General features: G+C 74.5%; 20 protein-coding genes and 1 riboswitch. Of the genes, 8 read left to right on the top strand and 12 right to left on the bottom strand.

What is annotated here, in order from left to right; all coding sequences use genetic code 11:
• Positions 1-42: 42 nt before the first annotated feature.
• Positions 43-1,428: an NAD(P)/FAD-dependent oxidoreductase gene (locus ACR9ZK_RS02060; protein WP_481339591.1), complete on the bottom strand. Its 1,386-nt coding sequence runs from the start codon at positions 1,426-1,428 to the stop codon at positions 43-45.
• Positions 1,429-1,578: 150 nt separating this feature from the next.
• Here ACR9ZK_RS02060 and ACR9ZK_RS02055 point away from each other — a divergent pair, with 150 nt between their 5' ends.
• The 6 genes from ACR9ZK_RS02055 to ACR9ZK_RS02030 all read left to right on the top strand — a co-directional run bounded on the left by ACR9ZK_RS02055 (position 1,579) and on the right by ACR9ZK_RS02030 (position 6,211).
• Positions 1,579-2,934: a transaminase gene (locus ACR9ZK_RS02055; protein ID WP_481339589.1), complete on the top strand. Its 1,356-nt coding sequence runs from the start codon at positions 1,579-1,581 to the stop codon at positions 2,932-2,934.
• A 73-nt stretch (positions 2,935-3,007) separates the two neighbouring features.
• Positions 3,008-3,466 (top strand): SRPBCC family protein, encoded by a 459-nt coding sequence (locus ACR9ZK_RS02050; protein ID WP_481339587.1) that lies wholly within the window; start codon positions 3,008-3,010, stop codon positions 3,464-3,466.
• Positions 3,463-3,900, top strand: a complete 438-nt coding sequence (locus tag ACR9ZK_RS02045) for an EVE domain-containing protein (RefSeq protein ID WP_481339585.1) — start codon at positions 3,463-3,465, stop codon at positions 3,898-3,900. Before ACR9ZK_RS02050 ends, ACR9ZK_RS02045 begins: the two co-directional genes overlap by 4 nt.
• Complete coding sequence (locus ACR9ZK_RS02040) at positions 3,897-4,346, top strand: MarR family winged helix-turn-helix transcriptional regulator (protein ID WP_481339583.1); 450 nt, start codon at positions 3,897-3,899, stop codon at positions 4,344-4,346. Before ACR9ZK_RS02045 ends, ACR9ZK_RS02040 begins: the two co-directional genes overlap by 4 nt.
• Positions 4,347-4,467: 121 nt before the next feature.
• Complete coding sequence (locus ACR9ZK_RS02035) at positions 4,468-5,460, top strand: L-lactate dehydrogenase (RefSeq protein WP_481339581.1); 993 nt, start codon at positions 4,468-4,470, stop codon at positions 5,458-5,460.
• Positions 5,461-5,536: 76 nt separating this feature from the next.
• Positions 5,537-6,211 (top strand): TetR/AcrR family transcriptional regulator, encoded by a 675-nt coding sequence (locus ACR9ZK_RS02030; protein WP_481339579.1) that lies wholly within the window; start codon positions 5,537-5,539, stop codon positions 6,209-6,211.
• 112 nt (positions 6,212-6,323) lie between these two features.
• Here the strand turns inward: ACR9ZK_RS02030 and ACR9ZK_RS02025 are convergent, their stop codons facing one another.
• The 3 genes from ACR9ZK_RS02025 to ACR9ZK_RS02015 all read right to left on the bottom strand — a co-directional run bounded on the left by ACR9ZK_RS02025 (position 6,324) and on the right by ACR9ZK_RS02015 (position 8,325).
• Entirely contained in the window at positions 6,324-6,752 is a 429-nt protein-coding gene (locus ACR9ZK_RS02025) for an OsmC family protein (protein ID WP_481339577.1), read from the bottom strand.
• A gap of 78 nt (positions 6,753-6,830) precedes the next feature.
• Positions 6,831-7,853 (bottom strand): LLM class flavin-dependent oxidoreductase, encoded by a 1,023-nt coding sequence (locus ACR9ZK_RS02020; RefSeq protein WP_481339575.1) that lies wholly within the window; start codon positions 7,851-7,853, stop codon positions 6,831-6,833.
• Between the two features lie 43 nt (positions 7,854-7,896).
• Positions 7,897-8,325 (bottom strand): hypothetical protein, encoded by a 429-nt coding sequence (locus ACR9ZK_RS02015; RefSeq protein ID WP_481339572.1) that lies wholly within the window; start codon positions 8,323-8,325, stop codon positions 7,897-7,899.
• 24 nt (positions 8,326-8,349) lie between these two features.
• Here ACR9ZK_RS02015 and ACR9ZK_RS02010 point away from each other — a divergent pair, with 24 nt between their 5' ends.
• Entirely contained in the window at positions 8,350-8,670 is a 321-nt protein-coding gene (locus tag ACR9ZK_RS02010; protein ID WP_481339568.1) for a hypothetical protein, read from the top strand.
• A 15-nt stretch (positions 8,671-8,685) separates the two neighbouring features.
• On the opposite strand, the gene ACR9ZK_RS02005 is transcribed toward ACR9ZK_RS02010, so the two are convergent.
• The 7 genes from ACR9ZK_RS02005 to ACR9ZK_RS01975 all read right to left on the bottom strand — a co-directional run bounded on the left by ACR9ZK_RS02005 (position 8,686) and on the right by ACR9ZK_RS01975 (position 16,618).
• On the bottom strand, positions 8,686-9,900 hold the full coding sequence (locus ACR9ZK_RS02005; RefSeq protein WP_481339563.1) for a pyridoxal phosphate-dependent aminotransferase: 1,215 nt from the start codon (positions 9,898-9,900) through the stop codon (positions 8,686-8,688).
• 169 nt (positions 9,901-10,069) lie between these two features.
• Positions 10,070-10,642 carry a hypothetical protein gene (locus ACR9ZK_RS02000; protein WP_481339558.1) on the bottom strand — a complete coding sequence of 191 codons (573 nt, stop codon included), beginning with the start codon at positions 10,640-10,642 and terminating at the stop codon, positions 10,070-10,072.
• A gap of 33 nt (positions 10,643-10,675) precedes the next feature.
• On the bottom strand, positions 10,676-12,448 hold the full coding sequence (mptB, locus tag ACR9ZK_RS01995) for a polyprenol phosphomannose-dependent alpha 1,6 mannosyltransferase MptB (protein ID WP_481339554.1): 1,773 nt from the start codon (positions 12,446-12,448) through the stop codon (positions 10,676-10,678).
• The gene (locus ACR9ZK_RS01990; RefSeq protein WP_481339550.1) at positions 12,441-13,037 is read right to left on the bottom strand and encodes a histidine phosphatase family protein; all 597 of its coding nucleotides are present in this window, start codon (positions 13,035-13,037) and stop codon (positions 12,441-12,443) included. Before ACR9ZK_RS01990 ends, mptB begins: the two co-directional genes overlap by 8 nt.
• A 1-nt stretch (position 13,038) precedes the next feature.
• Positions 13,039-13,536 (bottom strand): hypothetical protein, encoded by a 498-nt coding sequence (locus ACR9ZK_RS01985; protein WP_481339547.1) that lies wholly within the window; start codon positions 13,534-13,536, stop codon positions 13,039-13,041.
• A gap of 101 nt (positions 13,537-13,637) precedes the next feature.
• Positions 13,638-15,995 (bottom strand): ATP-binding cassette domain-containing protein, encoded by a 2,358-nt coding sequence (locus ACR9ZK_RS01980; RefSeq protein ID WP_481339544.1) that lies wholly within the window; start codon positions 15,993-15,995, stop codon positions 13,638-13,640.
• A gap of 8 nt (positions 15,996-16,003) precedes the next feature.
• The gene (locus ACR9ZK_RS01975; protein ID WP_481339540.1) at positions 16,004-16,618 is read right to left on the bottom strand and encodes an ECF transporter S component; all 615 of its coding nucleotides are present in this window, start codon (positions 16,616-16,618) and stop codon (positions 16,004-16,006) included.
• Positions 16,619-16,686: 68 nt separating this feature from the next.
• A riboswitch (TPP riboswitch) is annotated at positions 16,687-16,802 on the bottom strand.
• 65 nt (positions 16,803-16,867) lie between these two features.
• On the opposite strand from ACR9ZK_RS01975, the gene ACR9ZK_RS01970 reads away from it, so the two are divergent.
• Positions 16,868-17,332, top strand: coding sequence for a DUF4235 domain-containing protein (locus ACR9ZK_RS01970; RefSeq protein WP_481339538.1), 465 nt, complete (start codon positions 16,868-16,870; stop codon positions 17,330-17,332).
• Positions 17,333-17,350: 18 nt separating this feature from the next.
• On the opposite strand, the gene ACR9ZK_RS01965 is transcribed toward ACR9ZK_RS01970, so the two are convergent.
• On the bottom strand, positions 17,351-18,019 hold the full coding sequence (locus tag ACR9ZK_RS01965; protein WP_481339535.1) for a response regulator: 669 nt from the start codon (positions 18,017-18,019) through the stop codon (positions 17,351-17,353).
• Positions 18,020-18,162 lie beyond the last annotated feature (143 nt).

Genomic DNA, 18,162 nt, shown 5'->3' with positions numbered 1-18,162 from the left:
TGACCAAGGCTGACCGGCCGCCGACGCGCCGGCGCTCCCCGGCTACTGGCCGATCGCCGTCCAGAACGCGGATGCCGCACGCGAGCGGCGCCCCGTGCGGCGCTCGGACCAGTCGGCCGAGGTCATGAGGGCGTTCACGGCGTTGACGCCGAGCCAGCGCAGCGGCTCCGGTTCCCAGTTGCGCGAGGTTCGCCCGACCCAGGGCAGCGTCGTGAGGTCCTCGGGGTCCTCGCCCCGGATCATCGCCGCGAGGGTGCGCCCGGCCAGGGCGGACGTGGCGACACCGTCGCCGACGTAGCCCCCGGCGAACGCCAGGCCGGTGTGGCGGTCATGGCGCACCGAGGGGAACCAGTCGCGCGGCACGCCGAGGTTGCCGCCCCAGCTGTGCGTGAACCGCACCCCGTCGAGTGCGGGGAACAGCTCGAGGAGGATGGCCCGCAGCCGGGTGTGGACGCGGTCGTCGCGGTCGTAGGCCGGGGAGACTCGAGACGCGTAGTGGTAGGGAGCACCCCTGCCGCCGAAGGCGATCCGGCCGTCCTGGGTGCGCTGGCCGTAGATGGTCAGGTGCCGGTTGTCCGCGAAGGTGGTGCGCCGGTCCAGGCCGATGCGGGCCCAGACGTCGTCCGGCAGCGGCTCGGTCGCGGTCATCAGCGAGTAGACGGGCGCGATGGCCCGGCGGCGGCCGGCCACGGTCGGGGTGTAGCCCTCGGTGGCGAGGACGACGTGCTCGGCACGGACCGTGCCGTGGGGGGTGACGACGCGGCGGGCGTGGATGTCGGTGGCCGGGGTCCGCTCGTGGACGAGGACGCCGCGTCGCTCGACCGCACGGGCGAGCCCGCGCACGAGCCGCGCGGGGTGCAGGGCGGCGCAGTGCGGGGTCCACGCACCGCCGAGCGCGTCGGGCACCCGGACGAGACCGGCGACCTCGTCCACGTCGAGCAGGCGCAGGTCGTCGCGCCCGAACCCCCACTCGTGGTGCTCGCTCACCTCGGCGCGGATCCGCTCGAGCTGGGCGGGGTTGCGGGCCACGGAGACGTAGCCGCCGTGCGCGAAGTGGCAGTCGATGCCCTCCTCGTCCGCGATGCGGCCCACCTCGGCGACGGTGTCGTGCAACCGCCGCTGCATCCGCACGGCGGCGTCGCGGCCTCGCTCGGCGGCCATCCGGTGCAGCGACGCGGGGAAGAGCGCCGAGCACCACCCGCCGTTGCGGCCCGACGCCCCGAACCCGGCGACCTCCCGCTCGAGCACGGCGACGCGCAGCGTGGGGTCGGACGCGACGAGGTGGTAGGCGGTCCAGAGGCCCGTGTAGCCGGCCCCGACGACCGCGACGTCGACGTCGAGGTCCCCACCCAGGCAGGGGCGGGGCTCGAAGTCGTCATCGCACGTGTCGTGCCACAGGCTCAGGCCCCGGTAACCGCTCGGTAGCATGCCCGGATCATGCCACGGTGAGGTGTTCGCGCAACCCTCTGGGAAGGTGCCATCTCACTGGAATCGCATTCCAACACCTACGGATTCCGAAGGTGTGGGCCGCCGCCGCCACCCCTTCCGCAGAAGGCGCCGAGACGGCATCATGCCGCCATGAGCACCGTCGACCGCACCCGCCTCGCCGACCTCCATGCGCGCGAGCGCGCGGCGTTCACCGCGGCGCACCCGGCGTCCCGCGCCCTCGCCGACCGCGCCCGCGCCCACATGCCCGGCGGGGTCCCGATGAGCTGGATGGTCAAGTGGCCGGGCGACTTCCCGGTCTTCGTCGCCGAGGCCGCGGGAGCCCACTTCACGTGCGTGGACGGCATCGACCACGTCGACCTGTGCCTCGGCGACACCGGCGCGATGATGGGCCACTCCCCGGCGCCCACCGTCGAGGCGGTCACCCGGCAGCTGCGGCGCGGCATCACGACGATGCTGCCGACCGAGGACGCCATCGCCGTCTCGACGGGCCTGGCCGACCGCTTCGGGCTGCCCTTCTGGCAGTTCACCCTGACGGCCACCGACGCCAACCGGCACGCCATCCGCTACGCGCGCCACCTGACCGGCCGGTCGAAGGTCGTCGTGCACAACTACTGCTACCACGGGTCGGTCGACGAGGCCTTCGCGACGATCGGCGAGGGCGGCACCACCGTCGACCGCCGCCACAACATCGGCGCGCCGGTCGACACCGCCGAGACGACGCGCGTCGTCGAGTTCAACGACCTCGACGCCCTCGAGAAGGCCCTGTCGCACGGCGACGTGGCCGCGATCCTCGTCGAGCCCGCGCTGACGAACATCGGCATCGTGCTGCCCGACGACGGCTACAACGCCGGCGTGCGTGAGCTCGCGACGAGGTACGGAGCGCTGCTCGTCAACGACGAGACGCACACGATCTGCGCCGGGCCGGGCGGTTACACCGGTGCCCACGGCCTCCAGCCCGACCTGCTCGTCATCGGCAAGTCGATCGGCGGCGGGATCCCCTGCGGCACCTTCGGGTTCACGCAGGACGTCGCCGACCGCATCGCCCGCTCGGTCGACCTCGAGGACATCGACGTGGGGGGGATCGGCGGCACGCTCGCCGGCAACGGGCTGTCGATGGCGGCGATGAAGGCGACGCTCGAGCAGGTCATGACGCCCGAGGCGTTCGAGCACATGGTGCCGCTCGCCGACGCGTGGGCCGACGGCGTGCAGGCCGGCATCGACGCCGTCGGTGCGGACTGGCACGTGACGCGTCTGGGCGCGCGGGCCGAGTACAACTTCTCGAGGGTGCCCTCGCGCAACGGCCAGGAGGCGCACGACGCCGACGACTTCGAGCTGCAGCAGTACCTGCACCTCTACGCCCTCAACCGCGGCATCCTCCTGACGCCGTTCCACAACATGGCGCTCATGAGCCCCGCGACGACCGCGGCCGACGTCGAGGCGCACACGGTGATGTTCCGCGCGTGCGTCGAGGAGCTGTTCGCCTGAGCCGGTCCGAACCCGGCCACCGACGCCGGGGTCCGGCCCTTGACCATTTAGTAAGCGCGCTTATTATGTGTCCATGACCGCCCTCGCGTCGCTCACGACCACCGTCCCCGCCTCCCCCGCGCAGCTGTTCGCCAGGTGGGCCGACTGCGACACCCATCCCGAGTGGAGCACCGACCTCGCGTGGGTCCGCCTCGACGGGCCGGTACGCCTCGGCGCCACCGGCCGCCTGCGTCCCCGGGGCGGCCCGCGCTCCCGGTTCACCGTCACCGAGCTCGTCCCCGACCGCACGTTCGCCGACACGACGCACCTGGCCGGGGCGCGCCTCACGTTCCGCCACCACGCCGAGCCGGTAGCGGCCGGGGCCGAGGTCACCGTCACCGTCAGCCTCGAGGGTCCCCTCCGCAGCCTCTGGGCGCGCCTCCTCGGCGGTCCCGACGCCCTGCGTCGCGGCATCGAGAAGGACCTTGCGAACCTCGTCGCACTGCTCGTCCCGGCCAGCGCGACCGCCCCCTCGGCGGAGGAGTCGCGATGAGGTGCTGGCTGGGCGTCGTCTCGGCCGCCCATGTGCGCCGCGGGGTCGAGCTCGGCATCGCCCAGGTGCACCACGGGCGTCGACCCGGCCTCGCGCGCATGGCTGCCGGCGACGGGCTCGTCTACTACTCGCCGAAGCAGGAGCTGGGGTCCACGACGCCGTGCCGCGAGTTCACCGCCGTCGGGCGCATCGCCGACGACGAGATCTGGCAGGCCCACGACGGCGACTTCCGCCCGTACCGCCGGCGCGTCGACTGGGAGCGGGCCGACCCGGTGCCGCTCGCCGACCTGCAGGACCGCCTCCTGCTGACGCGAGCCCCGAACTGGGGGTACGCCTTGCGTCGCGGCCTCCTGGCTCTCGACGAGGCGGACTTCCGGCTCGTCGAGGACGCCATGACGGCGGCCCACCGCGCGACAGGCGGTGCCCGCGCATGAGCGGCCTGCAGACCCGGTTCACCGACGAGGCCGACAGTCCGGGCCTGCTCCTGTGGCGCGTCAGCACCCGGTGGCAGGCCGCGGTCCGCGACGCCCTCGCCCCGTTCGAGCTGACCCACACCCAGTTCGTCCTGCTCGCCTCCCTGACCTGGCTGCGCGGCGACCGCGACGACCCGGTCAACCAGCGCGACCTCGCCGAGCACGCGCGCACCGACGTCATGATGACCTCCCAGGTGCTGCGCGCGCTCGAGGGCAAGGGCCTGCTCGAACGCCGCCCGTACCCCGGCGACGCCCGGGCTCGCGACCTCGTGCCCACCGCCGCCGGCGTCGACGTCGTCAACCGGGCCGTCGTCGCCGTCGAGGACTGCGACGCCCGTTTCTTCTCGACTGCCGGCGACGCCCTCCCCGCCCTGCGGGACGCGCTCGTCCGGCTCCAGAACGCCTGAACCGAAGCACGCTTCACCGCGGGTGCGCTCTCGGCTGGCCGCGGAGCAGGGCGTCGATGACCGTCGCGCCGGCCCCGGTGGCTAGCCTTGCCGCAGACCCGCACCGCCGAGCACGGGAGTCATGTTGAGCACGATCCCGCACCCTCTCACCCCGTCGACAGCACCGCGCCGCACGACGCGGCTCGGCATCGTCGGCGCGGGCGCCGTCGGCGCGACGCTGGCCTACGCCGCCCTGATGCGTGGGACCGCCCAGACCGTCGCGCTGTTCGACATCGACGCCAAGAAGGTCCAGGCCGAGGCGCTCGACCTCAGCCACGGCATCCAGTTCATGCCGATGGCGCACGTCGTCGGCTCGGACGACGTCGCGGTGCTCGCCGGCTGCGACGTCGTCGTCTTCACGGCCGGGGCCAAGCAGAAGCCGGGACAGTCCCGGCTCGACCTCGCCGAGTCGACGATCGGCATCGTCCGTTCCCTCCTGCCACGCCTCGTCGAGGTGGCACCGGACGCGGTCCACGTCATGGTGACCAACCCCGTCGACGTCGTCACGTGGGCCGCGTTGCAGGTGTCGGGGCTCCCCGACGCGCGGCTGTTCGGGTCGGGCACGGTCCTCGACTCCTCGCGGCTGCGGTTCCTGCTCGCCGAGCACCTCGGCGTCGCGGCGCAGAGCATCCACGCCTACGTCGTCGGTGAGCACGGCGACTCCGAGCTGCCGCTGTGGTCCTCGGCGAGCGTCGGCTCGGTGCCCCTGCTCTCCTGGCCCGGCGCGGACGGCCGCCCTGCGCTCGACGAGGCAACCCGTGACCGCATCGCGCTCGACGTCGTGCAGTCGGCCTACCGGATCATCGAGGGCAAGGGCGCGACGAACTACGCCATCGGGCTCGCCGCGACCCGCGTCGTCGAGGCCCTCGTCAACGACGAGCGGCGCATCCTGCCGGTGTCCAGCCGCCTCGAGGACTACCTCGGCATTCGCGACGTCTGCCTCTCGGTGCCGGCCATCGTCCACGCCGGTGGTGTCGGCGACCGGGTCGAGGTGCCGATGACCGACGCCGAGCTGGCCGGCCTGCGCCGGTCCGCCGAGGCCGTTCGCGCGACGGCCCGCCGCTTCGGCTTCTGACGGCATCGCGCGGACCGACGTCGCCGGGCCCCGGATGCCGCCCGCACGGGCGCACCGATCGGTCCAGAATGGGTCGGTGAGCACCGCGCGGGCGACCTACCACCACGGGGACCTGCGCCGCGCCCTCCTCGACGCCGGTCTCGAGCTCGCGCAGGAGGGCGGCCCGGACGCGGTCGTGCTCCGGGAGGCCACGCGTCGGGTCGGCGTCTCGGCCAACGCCGCCTACCGGCACTTCGCCGACCGCGACGCCCTTCTCGGCCACGTGGTGTCGCTCGCCCAGGCCCGCGCCGCCGACGTCATCAGCGACACGATGGACGCCGTCGGCGACGGCCTCGACGCCGGGGCCCGGGCCCGCGCCCGCTTCCGGGCCGTCGGCGTCGGCTACCTCCGCTTCGCGATGGACGAGCCCGGGCTGTTCCGCACGGCCTTCGCGGTGCCCGTCGACCTGTCCCGCGCCGCCTCCCCCGAGGCGGCCGGCCGCGACGGGCGCACCCCGTTCCAGCTGCTCGCGGAGTCGCTCGACGCCATGGTCGACACCGGCGTCCTGTCCGAGGCGCAGCGGCCCGGAGCCGAGCTGCTCGCCTGGTCGGCCGTGCACGGCATGGCGATGCTCGCCCTCGAGGGTCCGTTGCGTGACCTGCCCCCGAGCGCCATCGCCGAGCTCGCACCGCGCCTCGTGACGATGGTCGACCTCGGTCTCGGGCTGACCCCCGAGGCGAGCGGCGACGCGACGGAGCCCGTCGCCCCTTGATCGGCACGGCGACCCGGGCTGGGGCCGGCCGATGCGGTTCAGTCCGGCGACCTGTCAGCGGACCGGGTGCAGATCGCCCGACCGGAGCCGGGTCGGCGGCCGGTCGGGCCGGTCACTCGATGCTGGTCGTGACCTGCTGTCCGAGCTCGACCGTGCGGCTCACGGTGCACCACTCGTCGTGCGAGCGCTGGACGAGCCGCGGCAGCATCTCGCGCGCGGCGTCGCCGCCGTCGCCGTCGGGGAAGCGGACCCGGAAGCGCACCTCGATGTCCTGCAGGTGGTTGCCGTTCTCGTCCTTGATCTTGTCGGCGGTCACCTCGACCTCGAACCGGTCCGGCTCGGCCCGACGGGTCGTCACGGTGTCGACGTCGACGGCCGTGCAGCCGGCGATGCCGGCGAGGAGCAGCTCGACCGGCGAGAGCTCCTCGGTGCCGGAGCTGACGGTGATCGAGCCGCCGCGGTCGTTGCGCACGGTGTAGCGGCCGACGCTGTCGCGGGTCAGGGTGACGCGGCGCAGGTCCTTGGGGTCTCTCTCGGTCATGGGGTGCAGCCTCTCAGAGGTCGTGGGACGGCAGGGGTCGGGTCCGCGGGCGGGCCCGGGCGTCGGCAGCTCGGGTGCTCAGAGCCAGGCGTCCGCGAGCAGCTCGAAGGTGCGCAGCCGGTCGGCCGGGTCGTAGGCGCCGCACGTCACGACCACCTCGTCGACGCCGGTGGCCTCGACGAAGCCAGCCAGACCGTCGCGGACGGTGTCCGGCGTGCCGACCAGTGACACCCGCGTCATGTCGAGGACGGCCTGCCGTTCGGCCGCGCTCCACTGCGACAGCAGGCTGTCGATGTCCCCGACCGGCTTGGTGACGCCGCCGCGGCGGCCGGTGACGATGCTGTGGAACCGGGCGAGGACGCTGGTGTAGAGGCGCTCTGCCTCGGCCTGGGTGTCGGCGACCATGACGTTCATCCCGGCCATGGTGCGCGGCGCGTCGAGCCCGCCGGGCAGCGTCGAGGGCACGAACCGGCTGCGGTACACCTCGAGCGCGCTCATGAGCGCCGCCGGCGCGAAGTGCGACGCGAACGAGTACGGCAGGCCGAGCGCCGCCGCCACCTGGGCGCCGCCGTGGCTCGAGCCGAGGATCCAGACCGGGACGTGGGTGCCCTCGCCGGGGACCGCGCGCACCTTGGCGTCGGGGTCGGGGTCGCCGAGGTAGCCGAGCAGCTCCTCGACCTCACCGGCGAAGTTCATCGCCGCGGCCTCGTTGCGGCGCAGCGCCCGGGTCGTGAAGGGGTCGGTCCCGGGCGCGCGGCCGAGCCCGAGGTCGATCCTGCCGGGGTGCATCGTGGCGAGGGTCCCGAACTGCTCGGCGACGACGTAGGGGGCGTGGTTGGGCAGCATGATGCCGCCGGCCCCGACGCGGATGGTCTCGGTGTGGTCGGCGACGTGGCCGATGAGCACCGCCGTCGAGCTCGAGGCGACGCCGCGCATGTTGTGGTGCTCGGCCATCCAGTAGCGCTGGTAGCCCCACTTCTCGGCGTGCCGCGCGATGTCGACGGTCGCCGCGATGGCCGCACCCGCCGTCCCGCCCTCCGCGACGGGGACGAGGTCGAGGATGTTCAGCTGGGCGGTCGGCGCGGTGCGGGAGGAGCTCACGAGGGTGCCAACCGACCGGCCCGGTCGGGGTATTCCGTCCGGGTCACGGCAGGCCGAGCTGGACGATCTCGTCGCCGTGGTCCGGGCAGAAGGCGTTGACGCCCGCGGCCATGAGCTCTTTGGTGCGAAGCGCGTCGCCGGTGTTGCCGAGCGCCTTGCCCGCGTCGTCCACGGCGATCTGCCGCAGGGTGACCCCGCCGTTCTTCAGCGCCCAGCACGTCGTCGTCCCCGTCTGGAGGTCGTCCTCGAGCGTCGCGGCCGTGATCGTCACACCACGGTTGCGGGCGTCGAGGACGAAGCGCGCCTCCTCCTGGGTGATCCCCGGGCGGGCGCGGGCGATGTCGGGCGGAAGGTCCTGCAGCGTCGGCGCGTCGCTGCCGCAGGCACCGAGCGTCCCCACGGCAACGGCCACGACCGCGGCCGCGGTCGCGGTCGAGGGCAGAAGGTGGGCACGGCGTCGCGGCCGGGTCACGGTGTCCATCGTTAGGCTGAACGCGTGAGCGACGCGGATCGTCCCGACCACACGCGGGCCGGCGACGCCGAGGGCCGCGACGCCGAGGACGCGCCGCGCCGCGGGCTCCTGTCCGACACGCCCCTCGCGGGGGGTTCGGTCGCCGCGGGACTCGCCGGCGTCGTCGTCGGCTTCCTCTTCGTGCCGCAGCTGCTCGCGCTCGCCCTCGGCGGGCTGAGCCTGGCCCGACGCGAGCCGAACGGACGCGGCCGCGCACTCCTCGGCATCGGCCTCGGGCTGCTGACGACGGTCGTGTGGGGTGTCGTGCTCGGGCTGCTGCTCAAGTGGTGGGTCACCTCGCGCTGAGGTCCGCCGGAGCCGTCACTGCGAGTACGTCGACAGGAACTTGGCGAGCCGGCCGACGGCCTCCTCGAGGTCCTCGACCCGGGGCAGGAAGACGAGCCGGAAGTGGTCGGGCGTGGCCCAGTTGAACCCGGTGCCGTGCACGACGAGCAGGTGCTGCTCGCGCAGCAGGTCGAGCGCGAACTTCTCGTCGTCGCGGATGTCGTGGACCGCCGGGTCCAGGCGCGGGAAGAGGTAGAGGGCGCCCTGGGGCTTGGTGCAGGAGATCCCGTCGATCTGGTTGAGCATCTCCCAGGCGATGTTGCGCTGCTCGAGGAGGCGACCCCCCGGCAGGATCAGCTCGTTGATCGACTGGTAGCCGCCGAGCGCCACCTGGATGGCGTGCTGGGCCGGCACGTTGGCGCACAGCCGCATGTTGGCGAGGATGTCGAGGCCCTCGAGGTAGCTGCGGGCGTGCTCCTTGGGACCGGTGATGGCCAGCCACCCGGACCGGAAGCCGGCGACGCGGTAGGCCTTGGACAGCCCGTTGAACGTGAGGCAGAGCAGGTCCGGCGCGAGCCCGGCGATCGAGGTGTGCGTCGCGCCGTCGTAGAGGATCTTGTCGTAGATCTCGTCGGCCATGACGATGAGCTCGTGCTCGCGGGCCACCTGGACGATGCCCTCGAGGACGTCGCGCGGGTAGACGGCGCCGGTCGGGTTGTTCGGGTTGATGACGACGATCGCCTTGGTGCGGTCGGTCACCTTGCTGCGGATGTCGTCGAGGTCGGGGGCCCACCCGGCCTGCTCGTCGCACACGTAGTGCACCGGCCGGCCGCCGGCGAGGCTCGCCGCCGCGGTCCACAGCGGGTAGTCCGGCGCCGGGATGAGCACCTCGTCACCGTTGTCGAGCAGCCCCTGCATCGCCATGACGATCAGCTCGCTGACACCGTTGCCGAGGTAGATGTCCTCGACCCCGAGGTGCGGGAACTCGCGCACCTCGTAGTGCTGCACGATGGCCCGTCGCGCCGACAGGATGCCCTTGCTGTCGCTGTAGCCCTGGGCGCGCGGCAGCTCCTGGATGACGTCGACGAGGATGTCCTCGGGCGCCTCGAAGCCGAACGGCGCGGGGTTGCCGATGTTGAGCTTGAGGATGCGGTGGCCCTCCTCCTCGAGCCGCTTGGCCTCGGCGAGCACGGGTCCGCGGATCTCGTAGCAGACGTCCTGCAGCTTCTTGCTCTGGCTCACCGCGCGCATGCGACCTAGGGTCGCACCGCCGGACGCGGGTTCCCGGCAGATTCCCACCATGTGGCACGTCGCGTCGGTCACGTCGGCCCGTGTCCCGAGGCGTGGACACGGCAGTCCGGGCGGTGGACGGCCGGCCGGGTCGCGCCGGGGCCGCACGTTGCGGCCCGTCGGGACGCGGTCAGCGGCCGAGGCAGCCGAAGGCCGAGGCGGGGCTGCGGCCGGTCAGCGTCGTGACGAGCTGGTCCATGCTCGGCGCGACGAGGTCGATGGTCAGGGCGCGCCCGCCGACGGTGTGGGTCAGGTGCGCGAGGGCCGGCGGCGTCGGGGCCGACGCGACCCACCCCTTCTGCTCGAGGTAGCCGACGACCTGCGAGGCCGCGGGGCCGGTCGAGGGCGGGTAGGTGCGGGTCAGGACGCCGTCGTCGGAGCCGTGGCACGGCGGGGCCTCGCCGTGGCCCTGAGGCGTCAGGAGGCGGTCCATCTCGGTGACCGTCTCGCCCAGTGCGGTCCAGGCGGCGAGGTCGTCGGCGTGCACGCGCGAGGTCCAGGCCCACCCGGCGACGCCGACGAACGCGAGCAGCAGGACGACGAACACGATGCCCGCCGGTCCCGGTCGGTGCCGGCCGCGCGGCGGCCCGTCGTCCGAGCCGGGCCGCGCTCGGGCCGTGGGCGGACGACTGCGCTGGGTCGGTCCGCCCGGTCGTGGCCGCGTCGGTCCGGGGACCTCGTCGACGAAGCCGGAGTCGCTCACCGGCACAGTGTGGGACAGCAGTCCCCCACGGCGTCAGGACCGGCTCCGAATGTCTCCATTCCGTAACCGGACATCGGCCCTTGGCCGGTTGGCCGGCCGGAGCAGGGGCCGGGACAGGTCGTGCAGGGGTGGGTCGAGGCGTCGGGCCGCGCGGCCGGCGAGCACGATGAGCACGACGAGCGCGACGAGGTCGAGCGGCACCCCCACGACCGTGGTCGTCAGGCCGAGGCTGTAGCCCTCCGGCAGCGTCATGAAGCACACGACGGTGGCGAGGACGGCGAGCGGCTTCTCGGCGCGCGCGGGCGACGGGACCGGTGACGGGGCCGGCGACGGGACCGGCGACGGACCCAGCGCCACGGCGAGCACCGGCAGCACCCACAGGAGGTACCAGGGGAGGAAGACGGGGGCGAGCACGACGACGGCCAGCATTCCCCAGCCGAGGGAGCGCACGACGCGGGCGGTGTCGTCGGACGCAGCCCGGCGGCCACGTCGACCCGAGGCCCGGCGTCCGGCGGGCCCGGTCGACGCGGTGGGCACGGGTGGCTTGGCGGCCCCGAGCCACACAAGGACGAGCAGGATCGCGAGCACGACGAGGGCCACGGTCCGGGCGGCGTCGATGGCGGGCTCGCGCCAGCCCGGCTGTCCGAGGACGGTGCCGAGGGCCTGCACGGCGATGCCGACGCCGGTGGGCAGCGACGTCCACTGCTCGTTGCGACCGGGCGTGCCCCCCGGGTCCAGCCACGCGAACCCGAGCCGGGTGGCCAGGCCGCCGACCGCCATCGCGACGCCCGTGACGAGCAGCGTGAGGAGCCCGGCGCGGACGGTGCCCGGCCATCGCAGCGGCCCGCTGCGACCGGAGCGGCGCAGCGTGCGCCGCGCCCAGAGCAGCGCCACGAACGGCGGCGCGACGACCGCGGTCACCTTGACCATCGCCCCCAGCGCGACGACGGCGCACGCGGCCACGAACCGCCCGCGCAGGGCGAGCGCGAGCCCGCCGAGCACCGCGGCGACCATGAGGGCGTCGTTGTGCGCCCCGCCGACGAAGTGCGCGCCGACGAGCGGGCAGGCGACGGCGAGCCAGGTGGCGCGGGCGGGGTCGGTGCCGAGGCGCCGCGCGAGGTCGGGCACGGCCCAGCCGATGACCAGCACGCCGGCGACGGCGAGCAGCCGGAGCAGGAGCAGCGCCAGCCACAGGTGGCCGCCGGACACGGACGCCACGCCGCGGGCGAGGAGCAGCCACACCGGGCCGTACGGGGTCGGGGTGTCGAGCCAGGTCGGTGCCGTCGAGAGCCGCCAGTCCGAGTCGAGCTCGCGCACGGTGTGGTCGTACGGGCTCAGTCCCTCCGACCACAGCAGGCCCTGCGCCGCGTACGAGTAGAGGTCGCGGCTGTAGAGCGGCACGGACGCGACGAGCGGGACGAACCACAGCGCCGCCGTGGTCTGCCACCAGCCGACCGTGACGCGCGCCCACCGCAGCCGCCACCACGCGACGACCAGCCCCGCCATGGCGAGCAGCGCGACGCTCGCGAGCAGCGGTGAGCCGCCGGTGTCACGCCACCACCGCACGCCCGGCCAGAGCACGCCGCGGTTGAGCGACGGGCGGGAGCCGGCCCCCCACGAGGCAGCGGCGAGCGCGACGGACGACGCCACCCCGGCCCACCGCCAGCGGCCGGGTCGGAGGCGCCGCGAGGCCGCGGCCAGGGAGGCCACGCGGTCCGGGTCGTCGCTCACGAGGCGCGCCCCCACGTCGCGGACCCACCCGGCGCGGGACCGCTGCGGCGCGGTGGGCCGGGACGCGTCAGCCATGCGTGACCGGCTCGTCGCCCCACGCGAGGAGGCGCCAGCCGGCGTCCGGGTCACCCTCGAGGGTGACGACGTGGGTGTTGTCGACGCGACGGTCGTCGAAGAACGACCCGGGCAGGCCGAGGGAGGCCGCGCACCAGACGCGCATCGCGGCGCCGTGGCTCACGGCGAGCGCCGACTCGTGGCCGTCGGCGACGATGCGCGCGATGGCGGCGTCGTAGCGGGCGAGGAACTCGGCGCCGCTCTCGCCGCCCGGGATGACGTGGAAGGGGTCCTCGCGCCACCTCACGAGGGCGTCGACGTACGGCTGCCACTCGGTGGACATCTCCCAGTCCCCGGCCTGGATCTCGCGCAGGCCGGGCAGGACGACCATCTCGAGGCCGAGCTCGGCAGCCAGGGGTGCGGCGGTCTGCTGCGTGCGCACGAGGTCGGAGGTGTAGATGGCGGCGAGGTCCTCGCCGCGGAGGCGCTGGGCCAGGGCGTGGGCCTGGGCCCGTCCCTCGTCGGTGAGGTCGAGGCCCGGCACCGCGGTGTCGAGCTGGCGGGCGACGTTGGCGTGGGTCTGGCCGTGGCGCACGAGGAAGAGCCGCACGTCACTGGTCCTTGACGGTGACGCCGGTCAGGCACTCGACGCCCTTCTTCGGGCCGGTCCAGAACCTCTCGACCGACACGGGGGCGCTCTGGCCCGCCTGGAGCGGGACGTCGACCTCCTTGCTGACGACCTCCGAGCCGTCGGCGGTCTTGACGATGAAGACGGCCACGGTGAAGGTGTGCTGCTCCGTGTCGGGGTTCTTCAGCGTCCCGGTGAGGTCCCACACGTCGCCGGCGCCAGGCGCGCACCGGACGCCGCTGAGGCTCGAGCCGGCGTCGAAGAGGCCGCCGTCGCCCGCGGCGGACGGTGTCGGGTCGTCGGTGGTGGTTGCCGTGTCGGGCAGGATCGTCGGCTGGACGGCGACGCTCACGGTCGGGGCGAGGCTGTCGTCGGGGTCCGACGGCGTCGGCTGGCCGCAGGCCCCCAGGACGGCGGCCACGAGCACCAGCGGGACGGCGCCCGCGAGCGACCTCGGGACGAGACGACGGGGACGCGGCACGGGTCCACCTCTTCCTGCTGTGCTGCGGCTGGGGCTGCGGCGCGGGAGGGCGGATGACCCGACCCGGCGCGGTTCGCGCCCATTGTGCCCCGCGTCCCTGTTCAGGGCAGGAGCAGGCGCGCGGCCACGCCGGACGCGATGAGGACGAGGCCCGCGAGCACCGCGAGCGTGTCGGCGGCCCGCCACGGCGCGGGCCCGGCCCACGTTCGCCGGCGCGCCTCGGCGAAGCCGCGGGCGTCCATGGCGAGCGCGAGCGCCGCCGCCTGCGTGAGCGCGCCGAGGAGCAGCCCGCCGGTGACGACGACGGCCTCGCGGCCACGCGCCACGGGCCCCGACCGGGCGCGGACGCCACGAACCCGGCGCGTCGTCATCAGCTCGCCCCAGAGCACGTCGAAGGACTGGAGCCGCTGGAGCGCCGCGGTGGCGGCGACGACCGGTCGGGCCGGCAGCCGCAGCCGCTGGGCGAGGTGGTCGCCGAGGGCGTCCGGGTCGACGGCGCCGACGACGACCGCCGAGGGCACCAGGAGGGCGAGGACGCGCAGCGCCGCACCGGCCGCGACCTCGAGGTCGCGCCCACCGAGCAGCCAGGCCGACCACGCGACGCCGACCACGGCCAGCGCCGCGGGAGCGAGCCGGGCGAGGACACCGCGCAGGCGCGCGGCCGGACGACGCCCCTGCCCCGGCGCGAGGAGGGCGAGGGCGGCCAGCGCTCCCTCGACGACGAGGACGGCGAGGCCCTGGCGCCACGTGTCGAGCAGCGCCGGCAGCGGCAGGACGCACAGCGCGGCGAGGACGAGGGCGAGGGGGCCGGCGCGGGCGACGAGGGTGCGCCGCTCGGGCACGGGGTCCGGCGGCGGCTGCTCGGGTCGGCCGACGGTGCGGACGCGGTCGGCCCGGGCGACGACGCCGGGGTCGTGGGTCGTGACGACGACGGCCGACCCCTCCCGGCGGGCGGCCTCGAGGACACCGGTGACCGCCGCCCACGTGAGCCGGTCCTGGCCGACCGTGGGCTCGTCGGCGAGCAGCAGCGCCGGACCGTGGGCGACGGCCGAGGCCATGGCCAGCCGACGCTGCTCCCCGCCGGAGAGCCGGCGTGGGTCGGCGCCCGCGAGGTGGGTGAGCCCGAGCGCGTCGAGGACCGCGTCGGCGCGGGCGGCGGCCGCCGACGGATCGGCTCCGAGCGCCCGCAGGGTGGTGAGCACGTCGTCCCGGACGGTGCTGCCGACGACGGCGGTCGCGGCCCGCTGCGGCACCCAGGCCACGACGCGCGCGAGGTCGGGCGAGGCCCAGGCGTGCGGCGGCTCGACCCGCGCCCGGGAGGCGTCGTCCCCCGGCACGAGCGGCAGCGCCACGTCGACGCGTCCGGCGGCCGGCTCGAGGAGGCCGCCCAGGGCGGTCATGAGCGAGGACTTGCCGGCGCCGCTCGGCCCGACGAGCGCCAGCGTGCGCCCGGCGTGCGCCTCGAGGTCGGCCCCGACGACGGCGGTGGTGGTCCGGGCCGGCTCGCCGAGCCGACGGGTGCGGTGCTCGACGCCGACACCGACAGCCGCCGCGACGACGCCACCGTCGGGGACGACGCCCGCGGCGGCGCCGGGCAGGGCCGGCAGGTCGAGGGAAAGCGGCTCGGGGTCCCGTGCGCCCGGCACCCAGATACCTTGTGCGGCAAGGGCTTCCGCCTCACGCTCCAGCACTCGGCCTGGCGGGCCGTCGGCGACCACGGCACCGTCGGAGCCGAGCACGACGAGGCGGTCGACGAGATGGACCCACCCGTCGAGGCGGTGCTCGACGACGACGAGCGTCAGGCCACGGCGCTGCACGACGTCGGCGACGACGCGTCGCACCCCCGCCGCCGTGTCGGCGTCGAGCATCGCGGTCGGCTCGTCGAGCAGGAGCACCGACGGCTCCATGACGAGCGCCCCCGCGAGGGCCAGCCGCTGCGACTCCCCGCCGCTCAGCGTCGAGGGCGGGCTCGACCACGGCATGGCCAGGCCGACCTCGTCGAGCGCCGTCTCGACCAGGGGCGGCATCCGGTCGCGGGGCAGCCGCACGTTCTCGAGCCCGAAGGCGACGTCACGACCCACCGTCGAGGCCACGACGCCGGCGCCGGGGTCCTGCAGGACCAGGCCCACCGACCCCGGGACCGCCTGAGGGGCAAGGCCCCCCACGGTCACCTCGCCCGACAGCTCACCGGCGTCGGCGGTGAGCAGCAGCCCGGCGACGGCGCGCAGCAGCGTCGACTTGCCCGACCCGCTCGGCCCGGCGAGCAGGACGCGCTCGCCGGGCTCGACGGTGAGGTCGAGGTGCTCGAGGACCGGCCGCGCCCGCCCGTACGGACGCCAGGTCAGGTCGCGGACCTCGACGCGGGCACCGACCGGAGCCGCGTCGAGGGCCGACCCGTCGGGGGCTGCTGCGTCGAGGGCCGGCCGGCCAGCGGGGACGGCGCCGGACGGGCGGTGCACGAGGGACCTCAGGAGGCGGTCCGCTCCCGCGCCTCCTGGCCCGGCGGGAACGCCGACAGCGCTCCGGCGCGCGCGAGCAGCCGCGTCAGCCCGACCGCGAGGAGCGAGCCGAAGACGGCCACCGAGCCACCGAGGAGGAACAGGTAGGCCACCTTGTAGCCCCAGCCCCAGTCGGTCCAGTACGAGTACCACTCGTAGACGGCCTCGAGGGCGCCGCCGAGGAAACCTCCGACGAGCAGCGGCGCCCAGCGGTAGACGGTGTAGCCGAACAGGGCGAAGCCCAGCTCGACGCCGAGGCCCTGCGCGAGGCCCGAGACGACGGTGGTGATGCCCCACTGGGTGCCGATGAGGGCCGAGACGACCGCGGCGAGCAGCTCGGTGAACACGGCTGCGCCGGGTCGGCGGATGACGAGCATCCCGACGATGCCGGCGACGAGCCATGGCCAGTTGAAGAGCGCGCCGAGCGGCGGGAAGCCGGCCGAGACGGCGTCGGACGGGATGGCGTAGACCAGCCCCCAGGCCCAGTAGGCGACGCCGAACGCGACGGCGAGGAAGGCGCAGGTGAGCAGGTCGATGGTGCGCCAGCGGGTCAGCGGCCCGCTCGCGGTGATGGTGCTGGACATGGTGTGGCTCCCGGGTTTCCGATGGATACCTCGGGGAGGGCACGCCGCGGCGTCGTGACGCCGGCGGGTGACCTGAGATACCGACTTCCTTCGCCGGTGCTAACCGGAGCAGGTTCGAGGGTCTGCGGCTCGGCCGTGGGGCTGCCGCACTCTCAGCGCGTCTCGCGCTCCCCTGTCGTATGGGTGTGGGTGGTGCTGTTCAGTTGTCGGGGGTGACTCTACCCCTGACGCCATGGGTACAGTCACGCCATGGCACGGAGCGCGAAGAAGGCGAAGGGCGCGGCCTCGCGGGCCGTCGCGAAGGCGGACGACGCGAGGACCCACCACACGGCCGCCGGCAACGCCACGTGGAAGATGCTGAGCGTCGGGGCCACCCTCGTCGCCACCAAGGTGGCCACCGACGCCGCGCAGCGGGGCTGGAAGCTCGCGACGGGCCGCAACGTGCCGGTCAAGGGCGACTACGAGCGTGAGCGCACCCGCGACGTCGTCCTCTTCACCGCGATCTCGTCGATGGCCGTGGCCGCCGCCCGGGTCGCCGCCGAGCGCGGCGCGGCGACGTACTACCGCCGCTCGACCGGCCACCTGCCCAAGGCGCTCGAGGACGACCAGGTCGCGCCGAAGGACAAGAAGGCCGCCAAGAAGCTGGCCAAGGCCAGAGCCAAGGCCGAGAAGGCGACGCAGAAGGCCATCGAGAAGGCCACCCGCGGTCGCTGAGCGGAACCTCCGGCCGGCCTACCCGTCCCCGACGCGCACCAGGCCGGTCTCGTAGGCCAGCACGACCATCTGCACGCGGTCGCGCAGGCCCAGCTTGGCCAGGATCCGGCCGATGTGCGTCTTGACGGTCGCCTCGGCGAGGAAGAACGACGCGGCGATCTCGGCGTTGTTGAGGCCACGGCCGACGGCCTCGAGCACCTCCCGCTCGCGCTCGGTGAGGACGTCGAGCCGGTCCAGCCCGTCACGGCGGTCCGGCTCGTCGAGGACGGGCAGGAAGCGGTCGAGGAGCCGACGCGTCGGGCCGGGCGCGACGACGGCGTCGCCGGTGCGCACGGCCCGGATGGCGGCGAGCAGCTCGGCCGGTCCGGCGTCCTTGAGCAGGAACCCGGCGGCGCCGGCACGGAGCGCGGCCAGGACGTACTCGTCGAGGTCGAACGTCGTGAGGACGAGCACGCGCGGCCCGGATGCGCCTGTGACAGAGGCCGCGTCGACGATCCGACGGGTGGCCTCGATGCCGTCGAGGCGGGGCATCCGGACGTCCATGAGCACGACGTCGACGTCGCGGCCCGGGAGCAGGTCGAGGGCGGCCTGGCCGTCGCCGGCCTCGCCGACGACCTCGACGTCGGGCTCGGCGTCGAGGACCATGCGGAAGCCGGCGCGCACGAGGGCCTGGTCGTCGACGATCATGACCCGCACCGGGCCGGTCGGGTCGAGGGGTCGCGGCGGGGTCATCGAGCCCTCTCGTCGGCCTGTCTCTTATACACATCTCCGAGCCCACGAGACGGAGCTACATCTAGTGTGGCGGCTTCTGTTTGGAAAAAGGGGGGGGG

The organism is Monashia sp. HAY1-5C (genome assembly GCF_056755255.1).
The sequence above is the reverse complement of the archived record's forward strand: the minus strand, read 5'-3'. Positions and strand labels throughout refer to the sequence as shown.